Source organism: Candidatus Poribacteria bacterium (assembly GCA_021295755.1).
GTDB lineage: Bacteria > Poribacteria > WGA-4E > WGA-4E > PCPOR2b > PCPOR2b.
Genome location: JAGWBT010000029.1, coordinates 1 through 23,449 on the forward strand (window position 1 = coordinate 1; position 23,449 = coordinate 23,449).

General features: G+C 50.4%; 17 protein-coding genes and 1 pseudogene. 5 read left to right on the forward strand and 13 right to left on the reverse strand.

Features of this window, described 5'->3' with window-relative positions; translation table 11 throughout:
- The first annotated feature begins 380 nt into the window (after positions 1–380).
- From J4G02_05785 to J4G02_05795, 3 genes and pseudogenes are all read left to right on the forward strand, one after another.
- Positions 381–994: pseudogene (locus J4G02_05785) on the forward strand (hypothetical protein).
- A gap of 464 nt (positions 995–1,458) precedes the next feature.
- The gene (locus J4G02_05790; GenBank protein ID MCE2394089.1) at positions 1,459–2,154 is read left to right on the forward strand and encodes a 5'-methylthioadenosine/S-adenosylhomocysteine nucleosidase; all 696 of its coding nucleotides are present in this window, start codon (positions 1,459–1,461) and stop codon (positions 2,152–2,154) included.
- Between the two features lie 3 nt (positions 2,155–2,157).
- Positions 2,158–3,132 (forward strand): 2-dehydropantoate 2-reductase, encoded by a 975-nt coding sequence (locus tag J4G02_05795; protein ID MCE2394090.1) that lies wholly within the window; start codon positions 2,158–2,160, stop codon positions 3,130–3,132.
- A gap of 116 nt (positions 3,133–3,248) precedes the next feature.
- Here J4G02_05795 and J4G02_05800 read toward each other — a convergent pair whose 3' ends face one another.
- The 13 genes from J4G02_05800 to J4G02_05860 form a co-directional block, all read right to left on the reverse strand.
- The gene (locus J4G02_05800) at positions 3,249–4,058 is read right to left on the reverse strand and encodes a phytanoyl-CoA dioxygenase family protein (GenBank protein MCE2394091.1); all 810 of its coding nucleotides are present in this window, start codon (positions 4,056–4,058) and stop codon (positions 3,249–3,251) included.
- A 151-nt stretch (positions 4,059–4,209) separates the two neighbouring features.
- Positions 4,210–5,274, reverse strand: a complete 1,065-nt coding sequence (locus J4G02_05805; GenBank protein MCE2394092.1) for a hydroxyacid dehydrogenase — start codon at positions 5,272–5,274, stop codon at positions 4,210–4,212.
- A 184-nt stretch (positions 5,275–5,458) separates the two neighbouring features.
- A complete protein-coding gene (locus tag J4G02_05810) occupies positions 5,459–6,241 on the reverse strand; it encodes a phytanoyl-CoA dioxygenase family protein (protein ID MCE2394093.1) in 783 nt (260 codons plus the stop codon).
- Positions 6,242–6,508: 267 nt separating this feature from the next.
- Positions 6,509–8,005: a glycoside hydrolase family 32 protein gene (locus tag J4G02_05815; GenBank protein ID MCE2394094.1), complete on the reverse strand. Its 1,497-nt coding sequence runs from the start codon at positions 8,003–8,005 to the stop codon at positions 6,509–6,511.
- A gap of 54 nt (positions 8,006–8,059) precedes the next feature.
- The gene (locus J4G02_05820; protein ID MCE2394095.1) at positions 8,060–9,964 is read right to left on the reverse strand and encodes a propionyl-CoA synthetase; all 1,905 of its coding nucleotides are present in this window, start codon (positions 9,962–9,964) and stop codon (positions 8,060–8,062) included.
- A 131-nt stretch (positions 9,965–10,095) separates the two neighbouring features.
- Positions 10,096–12,780, reverse strand: a complete 2,685-nt coding sequence (locus tag J4G02_05825) for a polynucleotide kinase-phosphatase (protein MCE2394096.1) — start codon at positions 12,778–12,780, stop codon at positions 10,096–10,098.
- Between the two features lie 247 nt (positions 12,781–13,027).
- The gene (locus tag J4G02_05830; GenBank protein ID MCE2394097.1) at positions 13,028–14,425 is read right to left on the reverse strand and encodes a 3' terminal RNA ribose 2'-O-methyltransferase Hen1; all 1,398 of its coding nucleotides are present in this window, start codon (positions 14,423–14,425) and stop codon (positions 13,028–13,030) included.
- Positions 14,426–14,459: 34 nt separating this feature from the next.
- The gene (locus tag J4G02_05835; GenBank protein MCE2394098.1) at positions 14,460–15,164 is read right to left on the reverse strand and encodes a Uma2 family endonuclease; all 705 of its coding nucleotides are present in this window, start codon (positions 15,162–15,164) and stop codon (positions 14,460–14,462) included.
- Positions 15,165–15,211: 47 nt separating this feature from the next.
- Complete coding sequence (locus tag J4G02_05840) at positions 15,212–16,594, reverse strand: sigma-54-dependent Fis family transcriptional regulator (protein ID MCE2394099.1); 1,383 nt, start codon at positions 16,592–16,594, stop codon at positions 15,212–15,214.
- A gap of 253 nt (positions 16,595–16,847) precedes the next feature.
- Positions 16,848–17,696 carry an energy-coupling factor transporter transmembrane protein EcfT gene (locus J4G02_05845; protein MCE2394100.1) on the reverse strand — a complete coding sequence of 283 codons (849 nt, stop codon included), beginning with the start codon at positions 17,694–17,696 and terminating at the stop codon, positions 16,848–16,850.
- A complete protein-coding gene (locus tag J4G02_05850; protein MCE2394101.1) occupies positions 17,647–19,407 on the reverse strand; it encodes an ABC transporter ATP-binding protein in 1,761 nt (586 codons plus the stop codon). Before J4G02_05850 ends, J4G02_05845 begins: the two co-directional genes overlap by 50 nt.
- 27 nt (positions 19,408–19,434) lie before the next feature.
- Positions 19,435–21,444, reverse strand: coding sequence for a DUF4070 domain-containing protein (locus J4G02_05855; protein ID MCE2394102.1), 2,010 nt, complete (start codon positions 21,442–21,444; stop codon positions 19,435–19,437).
- A 137-nt stretch (positions 21,445–21,581) separates the two neighbouring features.
- Complete coding sequence (locus tag J4G02_05860) at positions 21,582–22,523, reverse strand: exo-alpha-sialidase (protein MCE2394103.1); 942 nt, start codon at positions 22,521–22,523, stop codon at positions 21,582–21,584.
- Between the two features lie 171 nt (positions 22,524–22,694).
- On the opposite strand from J4G02_05860, the gene J4G02_05865 reads away from it, so the two are divergent.
- Entirely contained in the window at positions 22,695–23,270 is a 576-nt protein-coding gene (locus J4G02_05865; protein ID MCE2394104.1) for an alcohol dehydrogenase catalytic domain-containing protein, read from the forward strand.
- A partial coding sequence (locus J4G02_05870) for a zinc-binding dehydrogenase (GenBank protein MCE2394105.1) occupies positions 23,194–23,449 on the forward strand: 256 nt, incomplete at its 3' end. The genes J4G02_05865 and J4G02_05870, both read left to right, overlap by 77 nt.

Consider the following 23,449-nt stretch of genomic DNA (forward strand, 5'->3'; position numbering starts at 1 on the left):
ACGCAGTTCCAATTGATTCGGATATTTCTCCACCCACTCCGAGATCTTCGGTTCGACCGTATGGGGCATTCCGAGCCACCAATCGCTTGTAACGTTCTGCGCTTTCCGGTTTTCAGCCATTGATTTACTCCGTAATCGGTAGATATGCGACGATATTATACCAATTTTCAGGATTTTGAACAACTGCTAAATCAGTACCACTCGGCAAATTTCCTGCCTCGATCTGTTGTAAAATTTGGCAATTTAACGCAAAGATGGATACTTATACAGCAAATCTTTTTGATTCTACTTTTTTCCCCCTGATGCTATAATAACGCAAGTTGCCATCTCTAGCAATAACAAATCACCGCTGAAAACTAGCACATCAGGAGACCCTCTTTATGTTTAAGCGTCATTTGGATTCTAATGCGGTTAGAACTTGTAGGCAATATTGCATTGCACTCATCAGTTTATTGATGTTCATTGTAAGTTCTGAAAATGTACGGTCCCAACAACAGATAGCCCTAGATACCTACGCTATCTTTCAACAGAGCTGCCTTATCTGCCACGGTCCTGATGGCGCTTATAAAGAATCCCTCTTAATGGAACACAATGCACTCATCGAAAAAGGAAGCGTTGTTCCGGGAAACCCTGATGCCTCTGAACTGTATAAGCGACTCATAACCACTGAAACAGCCAAACGGATGCGCCCGATCCGTCGATTAACACGATTCGGAACTGGATATTAGCAGGTGCACCCGATTGGGCGGTAACTTCTGTCTCCGATGGCGATTTCATCTCTCCTACTGAAATACTCAATACCATTGAGACACACCTGATGTCCCTTGCACCCTTTGACCGGGCATTTGCCCGGTACTTCACTATGACCCATCTCTATAACGCAGGGGGGTCAACACAGATACTCCAAGAGTATCGTAAGGCACTCTACAAACTGGTCAATAGCCTCTCATGGGGGGTTGAGGTTACCAACCCACAACCCATCGACCCACAAGGGACAAGTTAGTACAATTTGATAGTAATTCATGCAGCGTTATCAAGAGTCTGTTGAATATCGGGCGAGTTTGTATCTTTGTCGTTTGTCTGGGAAAATAATCTTCCCTCAATAAAGGCGCATAGATACTGCTGAGGACGAAATTCGTTCCGTGATAGAGAGTAACGCTACCCCAGCGTATGATAAAGCGCAGGCGCTACGGCTTTACGTTGAGCAATCAGAGATGGACGGACTCTTACAGGAGGATACGGATAGGTATAGGGTTGCGCTTGAAGCGACAGACTGACTGTGAGCGCGATTTTTACCTGATGCCGCTAGCGTTCACCGGCACCTTACATTAACCTGCTGCTTTCGTTTTGTTGAGACAGGAGTCGAGATATGAATCTCGACCTACTCTGCGGAAGTGGTAGCGATTGGGCGTTCTGTGAACATTTCATTGCGCTAGTGAAGGAAGCCTTAGATTTGCTATGAAAAGACTTATCATTACCCCGATGAGAGAAGAGTTAGATTTCCTTTTACAAGGTTGTACTAAAGCAGGCTTCCAAGCCGAGAGTGGTATAATTGGCAGGCTTCCAGTTGTACGGCTTCCTGATCTGGGTGTTACACTGGCACGCGGTGGATTGGGAAAGGTACAATTTGCCGTCCAAACACAGCACCTGCTAGATACCTGCAGCTATTGGGATTTAATTGTTTGTGCTGGAGCGGCTGGCGCATTAGTAGACGAAGTGTCTGTTGGAGATGCTGTTGTCGCAACGACAACGGTGGAACACGATTACAACAACAAATTTAATGAGCGTGCCCTTCCGAAATTTGACGGGGCGGGAGCCGCAGTAGCAGATCTTAAATCTGTGTCACATTCAACCGACACGTTCAGCGTTCACTTCGGTCCCATAGCGAGTGGAGACGAAGATGTGGTAGAAACCGAAAGGAAGAGAATGCTCCATGAATCCACAGGGGCACTTGCCGTAGCGTGGGAAGGGGCTGGTGGGGCAAAGGCATGTGTGTTCAGTGGCTTTCCGTTTGTTGAGATTCGGGGCGTGACCGACACAGCGGATCGCAATGCGGCATCAGATTTTGAGAAGAATTTGGAAGTTGCGATGAGCAACCTCGCAACGTTAATCATATCTTGGACAAGCCACGTAGAGCAGAAAGAAGTGGGGTAAATCATGAAAAGGATAGTGATTGTTGGACCAGGTGGACTTGGTGGAACAGTTGCCGCCCTCTTAGCGCGACAAGGGGAATGCAATGTGACCATTGTTGGCCGTCCGGGCGCACATATTGATACGATTCAGGAGCAACGTGCCCTCCATCTAACCGGACTTAAGGAGTTTACCGTCCAAATCAATGCAACCGATGATCCCAAAAGTATTCAAGAATGCGATATCCTCATCTACACTGTAAAAGCCCAAGACACAGAAGCCGTGCTAACGACGACGAAGCATATACAGGCACATGCCTGTGTCACTTCTCTCCAGAATGGTGTGGTGAAAGATGAGTTGTTGATTAATGTCTTTGGAAAGGAAAAAGTAATCGGCGGCCTTGCGGTCGTTGCAGGGGAGCGTCCAACGCCGGGAACCGTGAATTGGACGTACGACGGTGGCACACAGTTTGGGGAACTAGACGGAGGCACATCCGAACGCGTTGACGAGATTGTGGGACTTTTTCAACGAGCCGGACTTATTACGGAGGCAGCCGACGGTATTCTGTCCGCCACATGGTCGAAGATGGTGGGTTGGATACCTATCGGGCTGCTTGCTACTCTTTCTAGACAGAGTAACGCTGGCGTCATGTCCAACAGACAGCTTGCCACAGAGTATACCGGCATGGTCAGAGAACTTCAGACACTGGCTGCAGCGAAAGGTATCCCTTTAATAGACCTCGGGCCCTATCATGTCAGAACATGGTGTCAGGGGACCGCTGAAGAAGCGATCGGAAAGGTTTTGACATCGCCCTTATCTGGAAGCCAATCGACGCACTCCGCCCTCCAAGATATACAGAAAGGCATACCTACAGAATTTCAGGCGTGTGTCGGTCCCATACTTGAAGAGGCACGGAAGCTTTCAATTCCCATGCAGCGAGTAGAGATAATGTACGCCACACTTATGGGGTTGGAAGACACCCTAAACGTGAAACGTGTGTGAGGGGAATCCAAACGGGGGAAGATGGGTCAACCTACGCAAGTCGCTTTGGCTCCCGAACTATCGAGGGTTGCAAAGCCCCGTTAGTAGTCGTTAATTTTGTGCGCTTAAAAAGGGCATCAGTATCCCCTGCTGTACATAAACTCAATCAGATGACGACGACGAGGACCAGCGGTCCTGACCAAGTGTTCCGGAAACTGCGACTGTCGCTTATTTCTACACATTTTTTTCCACCGCTCGCCATGATGGACGAGCCACTCAACCTGCCAATCCTCGGTCGGCTTCGCGCCGAAGGTGAGCCCTAAAAATCGGCGTCCCAGCTGACCTCCCCACGATGAATGCGCCAATTTCTGATTAAAAAAAATGATGTCCCCCGGACAGGTTTTGGTGGGAACTGCGCCGGGGAGAGCGGTTGGTTGCACACCGGCTGGAGTCAACGTATCAACGTCGGTGGGATTTCCCATTGCTATCAACCCCCGTATCGACTCAGCGTAGCCTCGCCTGTGACTTCCCGGAAGCACCCACAGACACCCCGGCCCCTCGCTATGGTCGTCCAGATACATAATCACCTTGAGCATCAAGTATTCACTTGCTTTGCCCTCTTCCATCGGAATGACTGTATCCTGGTGCCAATGGGAATTTCCTGAATGCCGCTGAGCATCTGAGGCAACCAGCATGAAACCCTCACCCATTAGGTTTTCCAGTGTATCCAGAATTCGTGGGTCGTCGAGGTAGTGATTGCAGAACCCCTCATGTATGCTGAGCCCGGGATAACCTATTTGCCTTTCACCTGCGAAGGGACCACACTGGGCATCGCATCCTTCGTCAAACCAGTGGGAGAATTTTTGCATCTCCTCCGGTCCAAAGAGCCCTCGCCTGATAATGAACCCAAATGTGTCAAAATGTACTTTTTCTTCTTCTGGAGTCACGATTAACCCCCTTTTCATCCACGAATAGATTGACCGATTTTTCGTGGAATGCACTCATCACTTTACGTGGTCACATTAAGCTGTTGATGTGGGATTGGCTTTCATATGCACGTTCTTCTGACGAGTTTTTCAGTTGATTTGGAGTTTTTACCTAAACCGGCTCATTGCCCCGACGATTCGCAAGTGAGCGCGGCGTCAGATCGAAGAAGGTCTCGTGACCGTGGAAGAAGCGATCCAGTTCATCCACCATCAACTCAAAAAAGTGCGGATAGTCGTCGCCGGTGTAGGCAGCGAAGTGTGGCGTAAGAAAAACATTGGGCAGATTGATAATTTCGCTGTCAGGTGGAATCGGTTCCGGATCGAAAACGTCCAGTCCAGCGGTGATGTCTCCGCGTTTGAGGCGCGCAATGAGGGCGTCGGGGTCAATGATGGGCCCACGAGAAACGTTGACTAACGCCGCACCTGACTGAATCAGATTCAGCTCGCGTTCACCGATCATCCGCTGTGTCCCCGGTGTCAACGGTGCAACACAGACAATGACATCGCACTGCGACAACAGGTTATCCAGCGAGGTCTGTAGAAAACCGATAGCCTCCGCCATTTCCCGCGGCAAATAAGGGTCATGCACCCAGATATCGACCTCGAAGGGGCGGAGGAATTTGATAAGTCGTCTACCCATATTTCCACACCCAATCAACCCAACCCGTTTACCAGTAAGGAGTCCACCGGCATATTCGAGCGCGCCATTATCTCGGGTCGTTTCGCCGGCGATAATGCGACGAAATTGCGCCCCCGCATTGCGTAACGCAATCAGGATAAGCCCCAACGCCCATTCTGAGACCGGATAGGAGGAACCGTTGGTAGTATCCACGGTGCGGATTCCCCGCTCCCATGCCGCTTCCAAATCAATCCGGCTGGCGAAACGATCGCCCTCTAACTCACCGATGATTTTCAGATTTGGTGCGGCGTCCAAAACCTCCGGCGTAACTGTGGGACAGCCGTGGCAGACAACCAGACCGTTGACTTCACCGACATGTTTACTGAGTTCTGCTGCTGCTTCTGGATTTTCGTTAGTGGTATAGATGCTTCCACCCTCGCAGGAGAACCACTCCCAATCAGCAAAGGTTTCAAGTCGTTCCATCTCTGCCGGGGGTAGGTAGGAATTGCGGACGCGTTCATCACAAGTTATCAGGACCTTGGGACGAAATGTTGCCATAAAGTACATCCTCCGTTATTATCATTATTGAGAATTTTTAGACGCTATAAAACCGTGGGCAGGGCATCTTGCCCGCCTAGACCGACTTCAACTTTATAAAACCGTAGACGGAGCATCTTGCCCCGCCCGGACTTGCCAAAGACTCAGATTCTGTTGCACAATTTCCTTATGAGTGCAAACAAATTCAATCTTCAACAAAGGGAAAAGTGCCGTCATAACCGAGGGCATCGAGCGTGAACTGTGGGTGGCTGACAAAGCGAATGCCGGGATACATCGGATTCTGCTGGTAGTGAAAGACAATATTCCCACGAATCTCCCCTTCGGGATCTGGTCCCATTTTGGCACCTTGGTGGGGCAGATGACTGTAGAACACCACCGCATCCCCGCTCATCGGATACAGGTCTACATGTGGCTGTTTGTCGCACCAACGCTGGAACGGATTGTTTCGATCGTCCCTGTACCAGAGATGTTCCCGAAGTTCTTCGGGAATTGCACGATGACAGAGGTCTTTGACGAAGGTAAGGCGTGCCCGATCCGGCGTGTTATCGGTCAGGTAAAATGTGGTGTTCATACAGAACCCTTGGATAAAACGTCCCGCATCGGCTTTCTCCTGTTGATACCAGTAATCGTAGAAGTCCATGTGCCATTCCTGCGTGTAGTCGTCAGGGTTGAGGTGTGCACGCACACTGCGGAGTTGGCACTGCTTCCCCAGAGTTGCCTTCAGGTATGGCGCAACGCTGGGATGCGCGATAAGTGCCCGCGTCATCTCCGGCTCCTGCTCTAGCAACTGGTTATATGACACATTGCCGACATTGTTTCTGCGGTCATATTCTCCCCGCTTGTAGCGCCCATACAGGCTATCCCGCCATTTCTGAACGGTTTTCATATCGAGGGCGTTCTTGATAAGCAGAAATCCATCGTGCTCAAGTTGCGCTAGATTTTCTTCAAATGATTTGCCTTCACGCATCAGAGTAACCTCCTTCGCTCATGTTAAGAAATAGTGCAATAGAAACCGAGTTTTTTTCGGAAAAACTCGGTTTCTATATGTGTTTTGCACTTTCTTTTTACATGAGCCAAAACAAATAGACACTTTCGCTCCCCATGTTTGGTAGGCGCTGTTTCCAACTGCGCCGTTTCAACCCATCATTTTACTGTTGGTAGACGCTGTTTCTAACTGCGCCGATTGGCAGTGTCCAAGTAATTCTAAAATCTACCATAAAACCGCGAATCAACGCTATGCAAGAGGCCAAATTGCCCCCATCTGCCATACGTCCAACGATCGCACAATCGCCTTGCCGCCGCGCGCAAATAATTCTACGCCGAGGCTATCGGGCCTTGCAGGATAGATACGCTTCGCCAAGTAGTAGCGATCATTGGCGAAAACCTCCACCACGGTCCGATCCACGAATACCCGCAATTCTATCGACTCACCGTAAGGGAGATCAAACGTGCACCGTTCCGATTCACGATTGCTCACCTCCGAACTAATGCTAGACCGGTTTGGATCCAAGATTAATTCCCGCAAGGGACGAATCTCTTGCGGCTCACGGTTGGCTGACCACGGATTGAGATTAAGGCGGATAAGGGTTTGCTCTTCGCCGTCCGGGGAACAGCAGACTTTCAGACCGAACTCCTCAGCACTCTCCCATTCAAATACCGCTCGAATCTCTAACTGATCACCACGAATTTCATCAAGCGGGTGGTCTGAGTACCCGTTCAATCGGATGTCAGAAAAGTGCGTGTGCTCACCTCGCAACGCCTCCAATTCTGGGACAGGCTCTAAAAGCAAATCTTCGTCATCGGACAGCGACAGAACCATCGGTAGAGCGAACATCCCCGCCCAACCAGACGCACGTTGGACATAGCTATAGCGTGCTTCGTGCAGCCGGCCAAACAGAATGCGCCGTCCCTTGTCATCCAACAGTGTTAATCCCTCATTGTAGACACCGGGACGACCTGCATCGCCAAGCGCCAAACGCTTGTGGCGCTCCGGGGTGAACCGTTGATTGGCATAAGTTCCTATGTAGAATTGCGCCCCACGCGGGTGGCTAGTGAAGGACAGTACATGTTTATCTCCCAGACGGAAAAAGTCAGGACAGCCGCAGTCCTCGCCCCACTCAGTGAAAACCCCTCCCTCATAGAAGGGATGCAGATACTCCCAATGAGCGAGGTCTTTGGAGGTATACAGATACGCCGCATCCGGCGGCGCGGCACCGCTGTTTCCGGTCAGGGCGTAATAAGTATCCCCTTCGACCCAAGCGCATGGGGCACCACCGATCCGAAAGTCATCTCCCGCCTGCGGATTGGATATAATCGGGTTCGCTGGGTGTTTTTCCCAGTTGATAAGCAAGTCATCGTCGCTTGTAGCGAGGCAGATACCGTCCGGCAAACCGTGATAGATGAATGTGGGCACCCCTTCTTTGTTGATAAACGCTGCACCACTGTAGCACTGGTCCCTGTCTGCTCCCTCCGGACCGGGCGGCAGCGCAATTGGGTGATCTGTCCAATGAACCAGATCCGCGCTGGAAGCGTGTCCCCAATGTATCGTGCCGTGGAAAGCTCCATTCGGATTGTACTGGTAAAAGATGTGGTATCTGCCTTTCCAGAAAATGGTTCCGTTCGGATCGTTCATCCAGTTGGCTGGACATATAAAGTGATATGCCGGACGGTACGGATCAGATGCCAATTCCAGACGGCGTGGGTCAATGTCGCGCTGCATCAATTCAGTCATCTATTTATCCCCGGATATAGGTTGCTTGGAAATAATTTCTTGGTTATCTGACTTCTATGAACTTTTACGCGGATATCCTAGAATTGCCAAGGCCTCAGTAATTTCATCCAAGATAACCGGGTCATCAATTGTCGCCGGCATCCGATACTCAACCCCATCGGCAATGCTCTTCATCGTTCCGCGCAGAATCTTACCCGACCGTGTCTTGGGAAGTCGCTGCACCACAGTCGCAACTCGGAACGAGGCGATGGGACCAATCTCCCCACGTACCATCTGGATAAGTTCCTGAATGATGAGATCCTCGGCACGTTGGACGCCAGCTTTCAGCACAATAAAGCCCATCGGAACTTCCCCTTTAATTTGGTCTGCGATCCCCACGACAGCACACTCAGCTACGTCGGGATGCGCTGCTAGTACTTCCTCCATCGCGCCGGTGGAGAGACGGTGTCCTGCCACATTGATGATGTCGTCCGTGCGGCTCATGATCCAGAGGTAATCCTCTTCATCCTTGTAGCCGGCATCCGCTGTCAAATAGTAACCCGAATAGGTACTGAGATAAGACGACTGATAACCCCCGTCGTTGTTCCATAGCGTCGGGAGGCAGCCGGGAGGCAACGGCAACTTGATGACGATATTACCAATCTGGCTCGCTTCCACCTCTGCGCCATCATCATCTAAGACCCGCACATCGTAGCCCGGGACCGGCTTGGTACAGGAACCCGGCTTTACGGGAAACGCCTCGATGCCGATGGGGTTCGCGCCAACGGGCCAACCAGTTTCCGTCTGCCACCAGTGGTCAATTACTGGGACGTTAAGTTGTTCCTGCGCCCAGATTAGCGTGTCAGGATCACATCGCTCACCGGCAAGAAAGAGTGCCCGGAAACCGCTGAGATCGTACTTACGGATATAATCGCCATTCGGATCCTCCCGTTTAATCGCCCGGAAGACGGTCGGTGCCGTGAACAAAGTACTCACCCCATGTTGGGAAATGACCCGCCAGAATGCCCCCGGATCGGGGGTGCCAACCGGTTTCCCTTCGTACAAAACCGTCGTACATCCCTTAAAAAGAGGCGCGTAGACAGTGTAGGAATGGCCAACAGCCCAACCGATGTCTGAAGCTGCCCAGTATACTTCGCCGGCATCCACGCCATAAACATTCTTTAAGCTCCAATTGAGCGCGACCAGATGACCGCCGTTGTCACGTACAACACCTTTCGGCACACCCGTTGTACCGGAAGTGTAGAGGATATAAAGTGGATCTGTTGCGGCAACCGGCACACAATCGACTGGAGTCGCGCCCTCCATAACTTCCGTCCAATCCAAATCGCGACCCTCGATCATGGACGCCTCTTCTTGGGGACGCTGTAGGATGATACAGCGCGAAGGCTTTTCTACCGCGAGTTCAATAGCGCTATCAAGTAGGGGCTTATATGCCACAATCCGGTCCACTTCAATACCGCACGAAGCGGAGAGGATGAGTTTCGGTTTTGCATCGTCAATGCGGGTTGCCAGTTCATTGGCAGCGAATCCTCCGAAGACAACCGAATGAACCGCACCAATCCGAGCACAGGCAAGCATGGCGATAACCGCCTCGGGCACCATAGGCATGTAGATAATCACCCGATCGCCTTTCTGAACGCCTTGAGCAACAAGGACACCTGCAAAACGTGCAACTTCGTCCCGAAGTTCTCGGTAGGTGAAGGTCTCAATAGTGTCTGTAACGGGACTATCGTAAATGAGTGCTGTCTGGTCAGCGCGTCCACTTTCCACATGCAGGTCGAGGGCGTTGTAGCAGCTGTTGGTCATGCCCCCTGTAAACCAGCGATAGAAAGGCTTCTGCGAGTCATCAAGCACTGTATCCCACTTCTTGTACCAGTGCACATCTTCCGCTGCCTGCGCCCAAAACGCCTCCGGCTCGTTCAATGACTGTGCGTAGATTTTCTCATAGGTATCAGACATAATTTCCGGCTCCTCCTTTCCAATCTTCAGAAAATAGGGAAGGATGGAAGATAGGCAAAAGCGAATGAAACATCTCTTCCATCCTTGCTCAAAATTGCTTACGCTGGCAAATAAAACACGCTCATTCAAAACTATAACCGTGGGTCGACAGGCTCGCTCTCTAACGCCAGAACGCCGAAGACGCATTCATGCACACGCTGAAGTGGCTCGCGGCGCACGAAGCGTTCCAATCCTTCGATACCAAGTGCAAACTCGCGGAGCGCCAACTGTCTTTTAACGCCCAAGTTACGTGCTTTCAATCGGTCTAAGTTTTCGGAGAGCAAATATTCGGGACCGTAGATGATTCTCAGATACTCTGATCCACGACACTTGACCGCCGGTTGCACCAGTCCACGCGAGCCACGCGGGTGGAAATCATACGGCTTGACGACCATTCCCTCACCACCCTGTTCCGTCAACGTCTCCCACCACTGAATCGCTCCACCCTGTGATGCTTCGTCCCCCACATCCACAACGTGGTAAGCGGTGGCTTGGAGTAGGTCAGGGTTAGCATCGCACAGCGCCTTCAGTGTTTCGAGGTGCCAGCGGTGGTCTTTGTCAGTGTACACTTTGCCCTCTACCGCTAACAGATGAAAGGGTGCAAGTTTCAGGTCGTCGAGTGATGCCACCTCCCAACAGTACTGCCGATAAGCGTTGCGATAGTGTTCGACGCTATCCTGCCGTTGGGCAATTTGCTTCTGTAGTTCTTGCACAGCCAGCCCTCGCGCTTCCGATTGTGTGAGAACATCCGCAGCATGTTTGAGCGCAATCTGCCCGGCGACACCGACCGGCGCGTATTGTTCCTTGATCAACTCCTGCGCCTTTGCAGACCACGGCATTAGCTCAGCGTCAAGACAAACCCAATCGGTTTCATGCGTTTCCCAAAACTTGATTGCATCAAAGGCGGTATGGAGTCGTTGGAGCAACGCGCCCTCTATTTCAGGGTCGCTAAAGAAGGGACGCCCTGTCCGTGTATAACAAACACCGATACTGGGTTCAATACGGTTACCCTCCGACGATTTGTCGCCGTCAAACGTGGGTTGAACTGTGCCATTGCCAATAATGCCGAATCGTTTGAGGGCAATCGTTTCATCACGACATAGCACGATAACGACACGCGAACCCATGTGCTTTTCTTCACAGATGACTTGCGACACACCTTCGTTGCGGAAGTAAGAGAACGCCTCCTCCGGGTGTTCCAGCATGTTTGGACGACCCGATGTTGCACTGGGCGACATTGTGGGCGGCAGATAGATAAGCCACTGTGGAGCAACCGCAAAGCGCGTCATCACTTCAAGCGCAGCGGCAGCATTTTCTTCACGGACAACCACATTCCCCATCAGCTGTGTGTGAATCATCAATTTTTGTAAGTAGTCAGCGATGTTGAGCAGGTCATCGTGTGCCTGCTGTGCGGTCAACTGCGGTGCCTCCGGTTCAGGCTCAAGGAACAGACGCACAGGTTCGGAATAGACCCGCTGCGCCGGGACGGACACCAATTCCTTTTCGGGATAGCGCAGAGCCGTCAGCTTGCCTCCGAACACACAGCCGGTGTCAATGTTGATGGTGTGGTTGAGCCATTCGGGTTCAGGGACGGGGGTGTGGCCATAAACGACGGTTGCATGACCTCGATACTCCGATGCCCAATCGTACCTGATGGGCAGACCAAACACATCGGTCTCGCCGGTCGTCTCGCCGTAAAGCGCAAACTCACGCACCGCTCCTGACGCCCGCCCTTGCATCTCCTCCCTCATCCCCGCGTGTGCGACAACCAGTTTGCCGTCATCAAGAAGGTAGTGGCTCACAAGGCTGTCCAGAAACGCGATAACCTTTCCCTCAAATGTTTCTCGCTCATCATCAGGGAGCGCGTCGAACTCCGCAAGTGTCTCGGCAAGTCCATGCACGATTTGAGTCCCAGAACTTTTACTCCGATGGCGACCTCCATGCGAAAATTTTTCGGTCTTGTTTCGCTCACGCAACTTCCGAATCAATTTTATGTCATGATTTCCCGGTACGCATAACGCACTGCCTACCTCACACATTCCCATGGTCAGCTTCAGCGTGTCCACAATGCGCGGACCCCTATCAACCAGATCACCTAGAAAGAAGGCACGTCGGCCTTGGGGGTGGACGAATATCCCAGCCTCATTTCGGACGTAGCCGAGTACACCGAGCAATTCTTCCAATTCGTCACAGCAGCCGTGTAAATCACCGATGATGTCAAACGACCCAGAATCGTCTCGACGATCGGTCCAGAGCCGTTGTCGCTCGATACGAACCGAATCAATCTCTTCCTCACTACGCAGGCGATAGATGTAGCGAAAACCTTCCTTCTCCAGTCTGCGTACAGATCTGCGCAATTGCTGGATGTGCTGACGAATCACGCTTCGCGGTAGATCCCGATCGGGGCGTGCTTGATTACGTGCGGTGCAGACTTTTTGCGGTGGCTCTAATACGATGGCGATCGGCAGGACATGATACGCTCGCGCTAAATCGACAAACGGCTTGCGATCTTCGGGTTTCAGGTTTGTAGCATCCACAACCACCAACCGTCTCGCCGCCAACCGTTTGACAGCAATATAACGCAACACATCAAAAGCCGCCTCCGTCGCATCCATGTCATTCTCATCGTCCGACACCAACCCACGGCAGAAATCGGAGGACAAGATCTCCGTCGGCTTAAAATGCCTACGGGCAAAGGTGCTCTTACCTGCACTCGATGCACCGATTAGTAGGACAAGGGATAGCTCTGGAACGGTGATGGTTTTGGTTTCACCCATTGTCACCCTCTTGATTCCCAAAAGGAGTTGTTATAATACCGTTTCTGAATAATTGTATCGCATCATTCGGGGAAACTTACAAGCAGCTACAGTTGTTCATGAGTTCTGTCAATTATCCAATGAACTGATTTACGTTTCACGCCTCACGTTTCAACAATGCGTTATTCCTTGTCAGAATTGTTATAAGTTCTGTTGCGGGGAATTCAGTTGCTTCTTCGGTGAAATTCACCACTAGGGGCGTATCAAATCAATCGTGTAGTTGTTCAAACACCGCCATTTGCGTCGGCGGACCGAGTGCTTCGTCTGCTTCACCGATTGGAACGAACCTTACGGTATAGCCAAATTGCGCTGCGACATATTCTGCCCATGTACTAAACTCGGAACGCCCCCATTCAAAGCGATGGTCAGGATGGCGAAAGTTGCCCGCAGGCAAAGATTCAAAGCGAGCGTTATATTCTCGATTGGGTGTCGTGACGATGACACATCCCGGCTGGGCATGTGCGAAGACAACGCGCTCCAAAGCTCTCAGACGTGGCGCATCTAGATGTTCAATGACTTCAACCAGCACGGCGGCATCAAAGCCATGTAAGCGGTCATCACGATAGGTCAAGGCACCGTGAAGGAGCGACACCCGCTCTCGGCGTTTCGGATGGCGGTCGAGGTATAGCCGTCTCGCGGCGCTTTCTAATGCTTGTGCGGAAACATCCACCCCGACGAGTTTTTCAAAATACGAGTCTTTCATCAGCATGACGAGCAGTTTTCCTTCGCCGCATCCGAGGTCTAACACCCGCCTGGCACCACAGTGCGTCAACGTCTCCAACACCGCCTCCAATCGCAGCGCATTCAGTCGTACCGGTGCTTCCAAAGCTTCTTCCGCAGCGGCGTACCTCTCCGCCATTGCATCGGGCGTTGTTGCGTCCTCCTGCAACCGTGCTAATGCCTCGCGCACCAATGAGCGTTGGTATTTGAGGTATCGCTCAGTGATGAGGTCCCGTTCTGGGTGTGAAGGTAGCCACCTCTCTCCACGACGCAGTAGTTTCTCCACTTCGTCCTCACCAACGTAATAATGCTTGTCATCATCCAAAACAGGTACAAGCACGTAAAGGTGCGACAGGAGCGCTTGCAGGCAACACGTTGCTTTCAGGGTCACCGTAAAGTAGCGTGAGGTGCCCCACTGTGGGAATCGTTCATCAAGCGCGTGCGGTGTTGCATCTACCTGATAACCGAGCGGTTCAAAAAGCTGTCGAAGCATCGTCTCACCCCCACGACAGGGTAGGACGGTGACGTTCACTTCAAAAGGCATCGCTTCGTCCACCCGGTCAGGCAGATCTTTGCAGTGCCCCGCTAGCGCAGTTCCGAATATCTGCGAGATTGCTACGCTCAAAAATGATGATGCCACGTAAGGACGGTCATTTACATAGGCTCCCAACGTACCACCGCTTCCACCTCCATGCCTACGGACCAGCGCGACAGGGTCAACTTCAAGCAGCATCGCTGCTGTGCAACGCGTCTCGCTTACCTCCGGATAAAAAACATGGACCTTTCCAAATTTCAATCCAAAGACTTGCACCCGTGCCGGGTGCTTGTGAAGCAAGAAGCTGAGATTATCTGCCTGATGTGCTGTCGTTGTGATTGTGAATAACATGGAAATTCCCCAAAGAACAAGGTTTTGTATGCTTTCAAGTATCTAAATTCGTTTTCTCTAGCAGCTGCCTGACGAATGCAGCATGTTCATCTGTCTCCAATCCCTTTTGTAATTCAGACAAAACGGTCGCGAGATCGCCTTCTATGAGTGCATTCACTGCTAGGCGCAAACCGGGAAATGCTTGGCTTTCTATCAATCCCTCTACATCGGGCACCATCGGCACATATTCCGCATTGACGAGACGTAACCAATCGAGTCGCCCCTCCTGCGTCTGCCACACAATGTACTCTGCTACCCCGTTACGGAGATAGGCATCTAATTTTTCGTGCAAATCGTAGTCCGCGCTTGTCCCTGCAATTTCGACAATCAATTCCGGTGCACCTTCAATGTAACCCTTATCGTTGAGACGGGAGGTGCCGTCTGCATCAATCCGGAGCAACGCATCGGGCTGCGCCTCGTTGTCGGAATCGAGGTGAACAGTGGTGTTATCCAAAAAATCAACACCGGGTGTTGCAGCGCAATAAACGCCGATCCAAGTCATAATATACCCGTGAGGTTTACCATGAATATCGGCCCTTACAGGTGAACCCATGTAAACAATTCCTCCAATCAGTTCCGCTTTCTTCAGGTGCGGCATTGCCTCATAACGCCGCTCAAATTCGTCCCGTGTCAGTCGTTCTCCATGCTTCAGCGGTGGTGGCGGAACTATTTTCTTTTTTGCAGCTGCCTGAACGGTCATGATAACGTTCCCTCCGATCTGATTTCTAATCCAACTTTGTGCCGGTTCTACTGTGTATCGTCAATCTGATGTTTCTGCATCAGTTGTTTCAGCGATTCAAGTGGGGTGCTCAGTTGACGAGCAATTTCTTCCAAGTCTCCCTTGCACTGCTCGGACATATCAATGAGAATCTGTTTTTCAACTTGAGCCAACCTATTCGAGAGGGTTTCTCCATCGCCAGAGCGCGAATAGACGGTAAGTATCTCTTGAGGCAGGTGATGTGGGGAAATGGTATCTCCATCAACCTTATACGTAATACGCTCTATAACATACTTGAGTTCCCGGACATTACCGGGCCAATCATACGCGCTCAAGTGCTCTAGAGTCTCAGGAGCCAATCTTTTGGGTTTGATGTCAGCGACTTCTCCTGCGAGGCGCTCCATGAAATGATAGCATAACAGTTCAATATCCTCTTTCCGATCACGCAACGGCGGCAGCCAAATTGTTTCAAATGCGAGTCGATCGTATAGATCTGCCCGAAATTTGCCTGTCTCTATATCCGCCTCCATATCGCTATTGGTTGCAGCAATAACCCGTACATCAACCTTCATCGTCTTCGTACCACCAACCCGTTCAAACTGCTGATATTCCAGCACGCGCAGGATCTTCTGCTGAAATTCAACCGACATATTACCGATCTCGTCGAGAAAGAGCGTTCCCCTATCCGCTAACACAAAGCGTCCCTCTCGGAACGATGAATTTGTAAAAGCGTTATCTTCCTGCCCAAAGAGTTCGCATTCTAGAAGCCCCTCTGCCAACGCTGCGCAGTTAATGGTGATGAACGCACGTTTCTGGCGATCGCTGTTACTATGGATTGCAGCAGCGACCAATTCCTTGCCCGTTCCGCGTTCACCACGAATCAGGACGGGCCGTGGAATAGAAGCCACTTCCGTAATCTGTTGGTGCACCTGTTGAATAGCTCGGCTTTTGCCAACGATGTTGTATCTCCCTTTCAGCTCCTCGCGATAAAACTCGCGCTCTCGACGCAGCCTTTTGTTATCAACTGTGGCGCGAATCAGATGGTTGAGCCGGGTAAGGGCAAGTTCCATATTTTCTTCGATGTAGAAATCTTTTTCGACATATTCTTGGGCACCCAGTTTAATCGCTTCGACAGCGGTCGAGATAGTACCTTTGCCTGTTAGGATAACGACCGGCAGAGAGGGGTTGATTTTCTTGATTTCTTCCAAGCCAGCGAGCCCGTTTGTCTGTCCTTCACCAAAATCGAGGTCCAAGATAACGAGATCAAAGGCATCCGGACTTTTAGTAACCATCTCCAGCCCTTCCTCCACAGTACCAACCGCCACCGGTTCTGCGCCACGTTGTTCGAGAAGGCCAGTCAATAAATCTTGCATTGCCGTCTGATCGTCAACAACTAATATACGTTCTGACATTTTCCACAATTTCCTCTCCGGTTTTACCTGTACGATAACCCAAGTTGCTACCCATTAAAGATTGGGGTGTTTTCAATCCTTTTCATGCGCCGCGCTTCAGGTTGTTTATTCAGTCCGCTCCGCTTGGATAGACATATCCAAGCTATACCCTTGCGCGTGTGCCGTGTGCAATGAATTTGCCGATCCACTGTGAGCGATGAACACCTATTCTTCCGGTTTGCCGTGTTCCCTATAAGTGGCAACTTAGGCTATATTATAGCACTTCGCGTGCGAAGGTGTACGCGCCTCTCAACCAAGAGGCATAATAGAGTCCGTTGGCGTAAAGAAAGTAGACACCTTTTAAGCCAATAACACCCAGTAGACAGACCAGTGAGAGGGAAATCAGGATAACATCCTGCTGTCGTGTTTTCAACTCACGCAGAGAGGTGCGATGCGCAGCATCAGGAGAAAATGCGCGGCTCTCCACAGCTTCACTGAGATGCGTTGCTCGTCGGATGTTATTGGTTAAGATTGGACGCAAACTGTTTAAGATTCCACGGATCGTATGAAAGAGATTAAGTTGTAAATAACGGAAACCGCGTAGCCGCTGCGAACGAATTACAGTTTGCGCCTCTGAACCGATAAGCGGAATGTAGCGCAGCCCTGTCGTCACCATAAATGCAAGACTGTATGGAACACGTAGCTTCACAAGGGCAAGCAAGAGGTCACGGGGTTGAGTTGTCCAGATAATAAAACAACTGATCGTCAACATTGTGTTAAACCGCAAAGATTGAACGGCACCGTGAAACAAACCCTCACGATAGAGATGGATGCCACCCGTCAACCCCCCGATGATGGGAACATCTTTATGGATAAGCGTAAAAATGACGGTTCGAGGGAATTGATTATAAAATATGCCTTGGCTGTAAATCAGTCCCCATGTTCCTAATCCAATAAAGAGGATGAGCAGACGAATCTGGCGCCACGACGGCGGGATTGATGCTTGGAAGCAGAGGCTTACCAAAAAACACACAAACAGGGCAATTGGACTATCGAGCAAAATGACCAGACAGCTAACAATTGCGAGGAGGAGGATTTTCGTGTGAGGATGGAGTTTTGTCATTTTGGAGCCTTTGTAGTTGCATGGTCAGTGGTGGAACAAGTGACGCCTGTTCCAAGCGTTCAGGATTTTCAAAAGCGGCATCAGATGTTCCGTCAAAGATGAGTTCTCCACGATGCAGCAGCAATACCCGGCTAGCGTATTCTAGCATGAGGTGGACATCGTGGGTACAGAACACCACTGTTTTGTTTTGTGTTTTCATAGTGCTGTCCAGCGTCTGCATGAGCTGCCGCAAATGATAGTAATCCTGGCCTGTTGTTGGCTCATCAAGAAGGAGAAGATCGGGGTAGAGGGAAAAACTCGCAGCGACTGCGGCACGTTGCCGTTGCCCTCGTGAAAGGGCGTAAGGGGCTTCCGCTTTGAGGGTTTCTAAGTCAAACATCATCAAGATCTCTTCGAGTCGTTCCTCTACTTCCTGACGAGACAGCTTGAAGTTCTTTGGGCCGAAAGCCACCTCCTCAGATACAGTTGCTGCTTGCAACAGCAGGTCTGGGTTCTGAAAAACAATCCCCACTTGACCTGCGAGATGGCGGGGCTTGCAACGCCGGGTATCCTGACCTTTGATGAGGACCTGTCCTGCTGATGGGCGTAGGAGTGCAATCAGATGTAGGAGTAGCGTCGTCTTCCCTGACCCATTTGCTCCCATAATTGCGACGACCTCACCGCCCCTAATTTGAAAGGAGATGCCTTTCAGTACATCAGCAGAAGTCTGTGGGTAACGAAAAGAGAGGCTTTGAACCTCCGCTAAAATGTCATTCGGATTCGCAGGAGGGGTGTGAGTTGGAACAGGTGTTGTATGCGCCAATCCATCCTTTCCTGATGATGTGTCAGCCCTGATAATCCCGTCAGGTGTTTCATTTCGATGAAATTGGGATTGTTTTGAATCCTGAGTCTGGTTGGCAAAGAGCCGCATGGCATGGTCAAGCGTCAATGGGCGCTCAGCATAGCCGTGTCGCGCTGCAACTTGCGCGAGCTCTGGCACCTGTACACCAAGCTGGGAGTACCGCTTGACATCTGTGAATGCCTGATCTATCGGCAGATCGGAAACCAGTTTACCGTCATTCATGAGCCACACCTGACTACACAAGGGTGCTATCTCATTAACCTGATGTCCCGCAACAATAACGGTAATGCCGAGCTCTCTATTCAAATCACGGATAATCTCAAGGATGTCATGAGTGGCTTGTGGGTCAAGATAACTGGTCGGTTCATCAAGCAACAGAATTTGTGGTCGCATTGCGCATACGCACGCAAGAGCAACTCGCTGTTTCTGTCCACTTGATAGCGAAGCGATTTCACGATTTCTGAATCCGGCAAGTCCGACTTGCGTTAATGCGGAGTCAATTCGGCGATCTATTTCATGGGAGGGAAGTCCTTGGTTCTCTAATCCAAATGCAATCTCATCTTCTACGATGATGCAAAAGAGCTGCTCTTCAGGATTTTGGAACAACAGTCCTACTTGTTGGCATGTCACAGCGATTGGCTGCTCAGCAACGCTCGTTCCGCCGACCCGGACGCTGCCAGACAAGTTTCCTCCCGAAGCGTGAGGAATTAAGCCATTCAACGTCCGGAGCAGTGTTGATTTGCCGCAGCCCGTGGGGCCTGTGAGCAGAATAAACGCTTTGGGCGCGACCTTTGCATCTATTCCGCGTAAAGTTGGCGTGTTGCGACTGGGGTAGGTAAAGCGGAGATTTTCAATTTCGATGCTGCCCATGGTTTCGAGAGGTACAACTCAGACAGACTAGTCGAAACTCTTAATTTCGATTGGGACTGGACCCACAAGCTGATCCAGGTGAGATTTCACAGATTCTTGGAAAGAGATAACCGAATCACGAATACCATATCTAAAATCTTTATGAATTCGCTCGTATTGTGCGTGGACGCGTGTCAAGAGCTCACCCGCATGCTCACCAACTTCACTGATTCGATCGCCGCCCGCTCTAGCAAACCGGGAAACGGTTTCCTTAAATGCGCCGAACTCAGCCTCCAAATAGTGTTTGAACACAGACTTCTGGAAGGTATCAAGCGCATCACGCACATTATATCTAAAGTCCTCATGGATGTCTTCATATTGTGCGTAGACACGTGCTAAGAGTTCTTGTGCGTGCGAACGAATTTCTCCAATACGACTCACACCGGATTTAGCAACCGATTGGGAATCCTGCTGCGATTGGGCGGGAGATATAATCTCCTCAAAGGCGTTAATCTCTTTTGTCAGATACTGCTTGAAATTATCGACAGCAACCGTCTGACTGGTCATTTTCTCAAAATGATAACCGTGGATGGCGAGGCGTATCGCTTTATCAAGCATACTTGGGTAATCTTTGATCACGTTTATTAAAAACCGGAGGTATGCGGGACCCTGTTTGGAGAAAAGTTGTCGCTTCATTGACCGAGCGACAGCCATTAACTCCATCTTGCCAATCCTTCCTTGTCCATGTTTGACAGGCTTGAGATTCTTAATCAGCGTGAGGCAGCGTTCAAAATAATTTTCCAAGGTCGGGTCATACAGCGTGGAGACGACGCGTCTATATTCGGAAATCAGGTGTTCTCGTGGGAGTTCGGGAACAAAATTCAACGTGATGTCAGTGTTGTTTCCTGTAGATTCGTCAAGCAGACGCCCTTCACTTTGGAGACGATGATAAAGATTGGTCTCTTTCAAAGCGGTCAACAAACCTGCCATCGCCATGGGCACGCCGGCTTCTTGAATAAACCGAATATGCGAATCAAATTCTTTGTCCCCATCCATGCCGATAATGAAGCCGCCGGTCACCTCTATGCCACTATTCTGTATCGTGCGAATGGCGCGCAGTAGGTAGCTGCCCGCATCTTCTTCTTTGTTGGTATTTTGTTTCTTCTTGGTCATCAATAGCGCGTCTTCATTCGGGCTTTCGATCCCCAAAAATACCATGTCAAAACCGGCATCGCTCATTGCATCCAACATCTCAGGAATTTCGACGAGATTGACGCTGGCTTCGGTGAACAGCTTGAACGGATAATTTTTTTCCTTCTGGTACGCCCTTACTTCAGGTAGCAGGCGCATGGCATCCCGCTTATTTCCGATGAAATTGTCATCAACTACAAACAGTGAGCCTTGCCAGCCGAGCCGGTAAAGCATATCAAACTCCGTCATCATCTGCTCATTGCTTTTGGTGCGCGGCACACGACCGAACAGTTTGGTTATGTCGCAAAATTCGCAGTCAAAGGGACATCCACGTGAAAATTGGAGTGCCATTGAACCGTAATCGTGTATATTAATAAGGTCATAACGGGGCGGGGGTGTTATTGTTACATCCGGTTTTCTCTTTTCGCGGTATACGTCTTTGGCAACTCCCGCTTCAAAATCTGTGAGAAAATCCTCAAATATTTCCTCCACTTCCCCAAAGAAAAAATGATCGACCTCTCCTTCCGCTTCCTCTCTTATATTGTCATGATAGGAAGTAGGGTGCGGTCCACCAGCGACAATAGGAACTCCAGACCGGTTACATCGCTGAATGACCTCATACAATGATTCCTTTTGAACAACCATCGTAGATGTCAAAACGACATCCGCCCAATCAATGTCTGCCTCCGTTAAGGTGGTAACATTCATATCAACGACTTTGAGTTGATAATTCTTCGGGAACATCCCAGCAACAGTCAACAATCCGAGCGGCGGCATGGCCGATTTTTTGCCCGCAAAGTCCAAGGCATATTTATAGCCCCAATACGATGGCGGAAACTCGGGATAAACAAAAAGGGCATTCGGCATGTGAATCAATCTCCAATTATGTGTGTAATTTGGGTAACTTATTTGATCAAGCAATTAATTTTATCACAATTCAACATTTAAGGCAATAGGAAAAAACAGTGAATCGATTTTCTAACATAGGTAATCAACAATTCACACTATTCCTGAATCCACTCCTCATCGACTTCAACGTGCATGATGCTAGTACGTCTGTAGGTATAGGTGATATGGATACCACCATCGTGGGATTGGATAATGGCGGGATAGGAGTATTCACCCTCCTCAGTTTCGAGATGCTGTTTGTATACCCACGTCTCTCCTTCGTCGGTTGATAGCGCGACCGTTAGGGGCGTCCGTCCGCGCGGGGTGTCATTGTAGACGAGCGCGATGTTTCCGTTGCGCAAGCTTACCATATCAACGCCGCTGTTGGGGTTTGGCAGATCCGTTGGCTCGGCTGCGTCCCAAGTTTTGCCCAAATCCGCGGAGGTGGAACGCCAGACCTCCCCATCCCGACTGCGCATCAGCATCAACAAGCTGCCGTCCGTACGTTCAACAACCGTTGGTTGGATGACCCCCTTTGGACTCGACACATTTCCAAATGTATTCCACGTCTCGCCGCCGTTACCGGAGATCATCACCATCGAATGCCAATTCCGTTCATCATAGACCGGCAGTAGAATTTCACCATTGGAGAGATAGAGCGGTTTATTGCGTGTCATCCATCCTAACTCTTCACGGAGAACGACACTCTCCTCCCAACTATAGCCCATTGTGCTTGACTTCTTGTAATACATCTTGCACTGTGTCCAACGGTTGCCGTACATCGTAACGTAGAATAACCAAATCTGATTACTTGTATCGGCAAACAGGACGGGGTTGCCCTCGGAGCAGTCTGGAGTATTCACAACCATCTCCGGCTCGATCCAGCCTTCGCTGCCGTAAAAGCGACGCGAAGTGAATATTGCCACGTCTTTTTCTCCCTCTCGTGATCCGGCATACCATGCAGCAAGCAGATCGCCGTTGGGAAGTTCGGTAATTGTTGAGGCGTGACAGGAAGGGAAGTTGGGTTGTTGCTCAAAGATTTTTCCAGCACTGTACATTGTATCGAGTTCTCCCAGGTAACGCAGGTTACTACCTATCGCTTCATTGGGTAGGGGGTGAAAATGTAATTGGTGGTTTTTCCGTTGCTCTCTCGTGTGATTTTTTGTATAATCGTGATGATTTCGACGTATTATAAACCTTTTCGCAAAATCATACAAGGAGAAAGAAAGATGGCAAGAACAGGTAGAGCGGTTGTTGCACATGGGCAGGATTTTGATGTTCGAGAATATCCTGTACCCGATCCGGCACCGAACACGGTGCTGCTGCGACAGGAGTTGGCGGGAATCTGTGGAACAGACCTACACAACTGGCAGAACGGATTTGATCGGGAAGTGTTACTCGGTCATGAGAATGTCGGTGTCATTGATGCAGTAGGTGAAGGTGTAAAGACAGACTACGTGGGCAATCCGATTCGTGAAGGGGATCGTGTCATCCTTGCACCGGGGACAAGCTATGGTGCCTACGGTTTCCAATGGAATCCGGATGACGCACCTCACTTTCGTGGTGGATTCGCCGATTACATTTACCTCTCTTATCCGAACACCTGTTTCATCAAGACCAGTGCCTCTCCGGAAGCTGCCGTGATGACAGAACCGTTCACGGTTGGTGTACATGCGGTGATGCGCGGTCAGGTGCATTCAGGGTGCCGGGGCAATCGGGTTAGTGACGTTGATCTGTGCGAAGATCAGCGGTGCAGCGAAGCTAATTGTCGTCGGTGGACCCGCGAGACGTTTGGAACTTGCTAAACGGATGGGCGCCGACGTCACCATTGACATAGAGGATGTGACCACTGTCGAGGAACGCACGGAGTTGGTCAAATCAGAGACACCGCGAGGGGAAGGAGCGGATGTCGTCTTTGAATGTGCAGGATTTTTGCCCGCCACCCCTGAAGGTTTGGGCTATGTAAAGCAGAGTGGAACCTTCG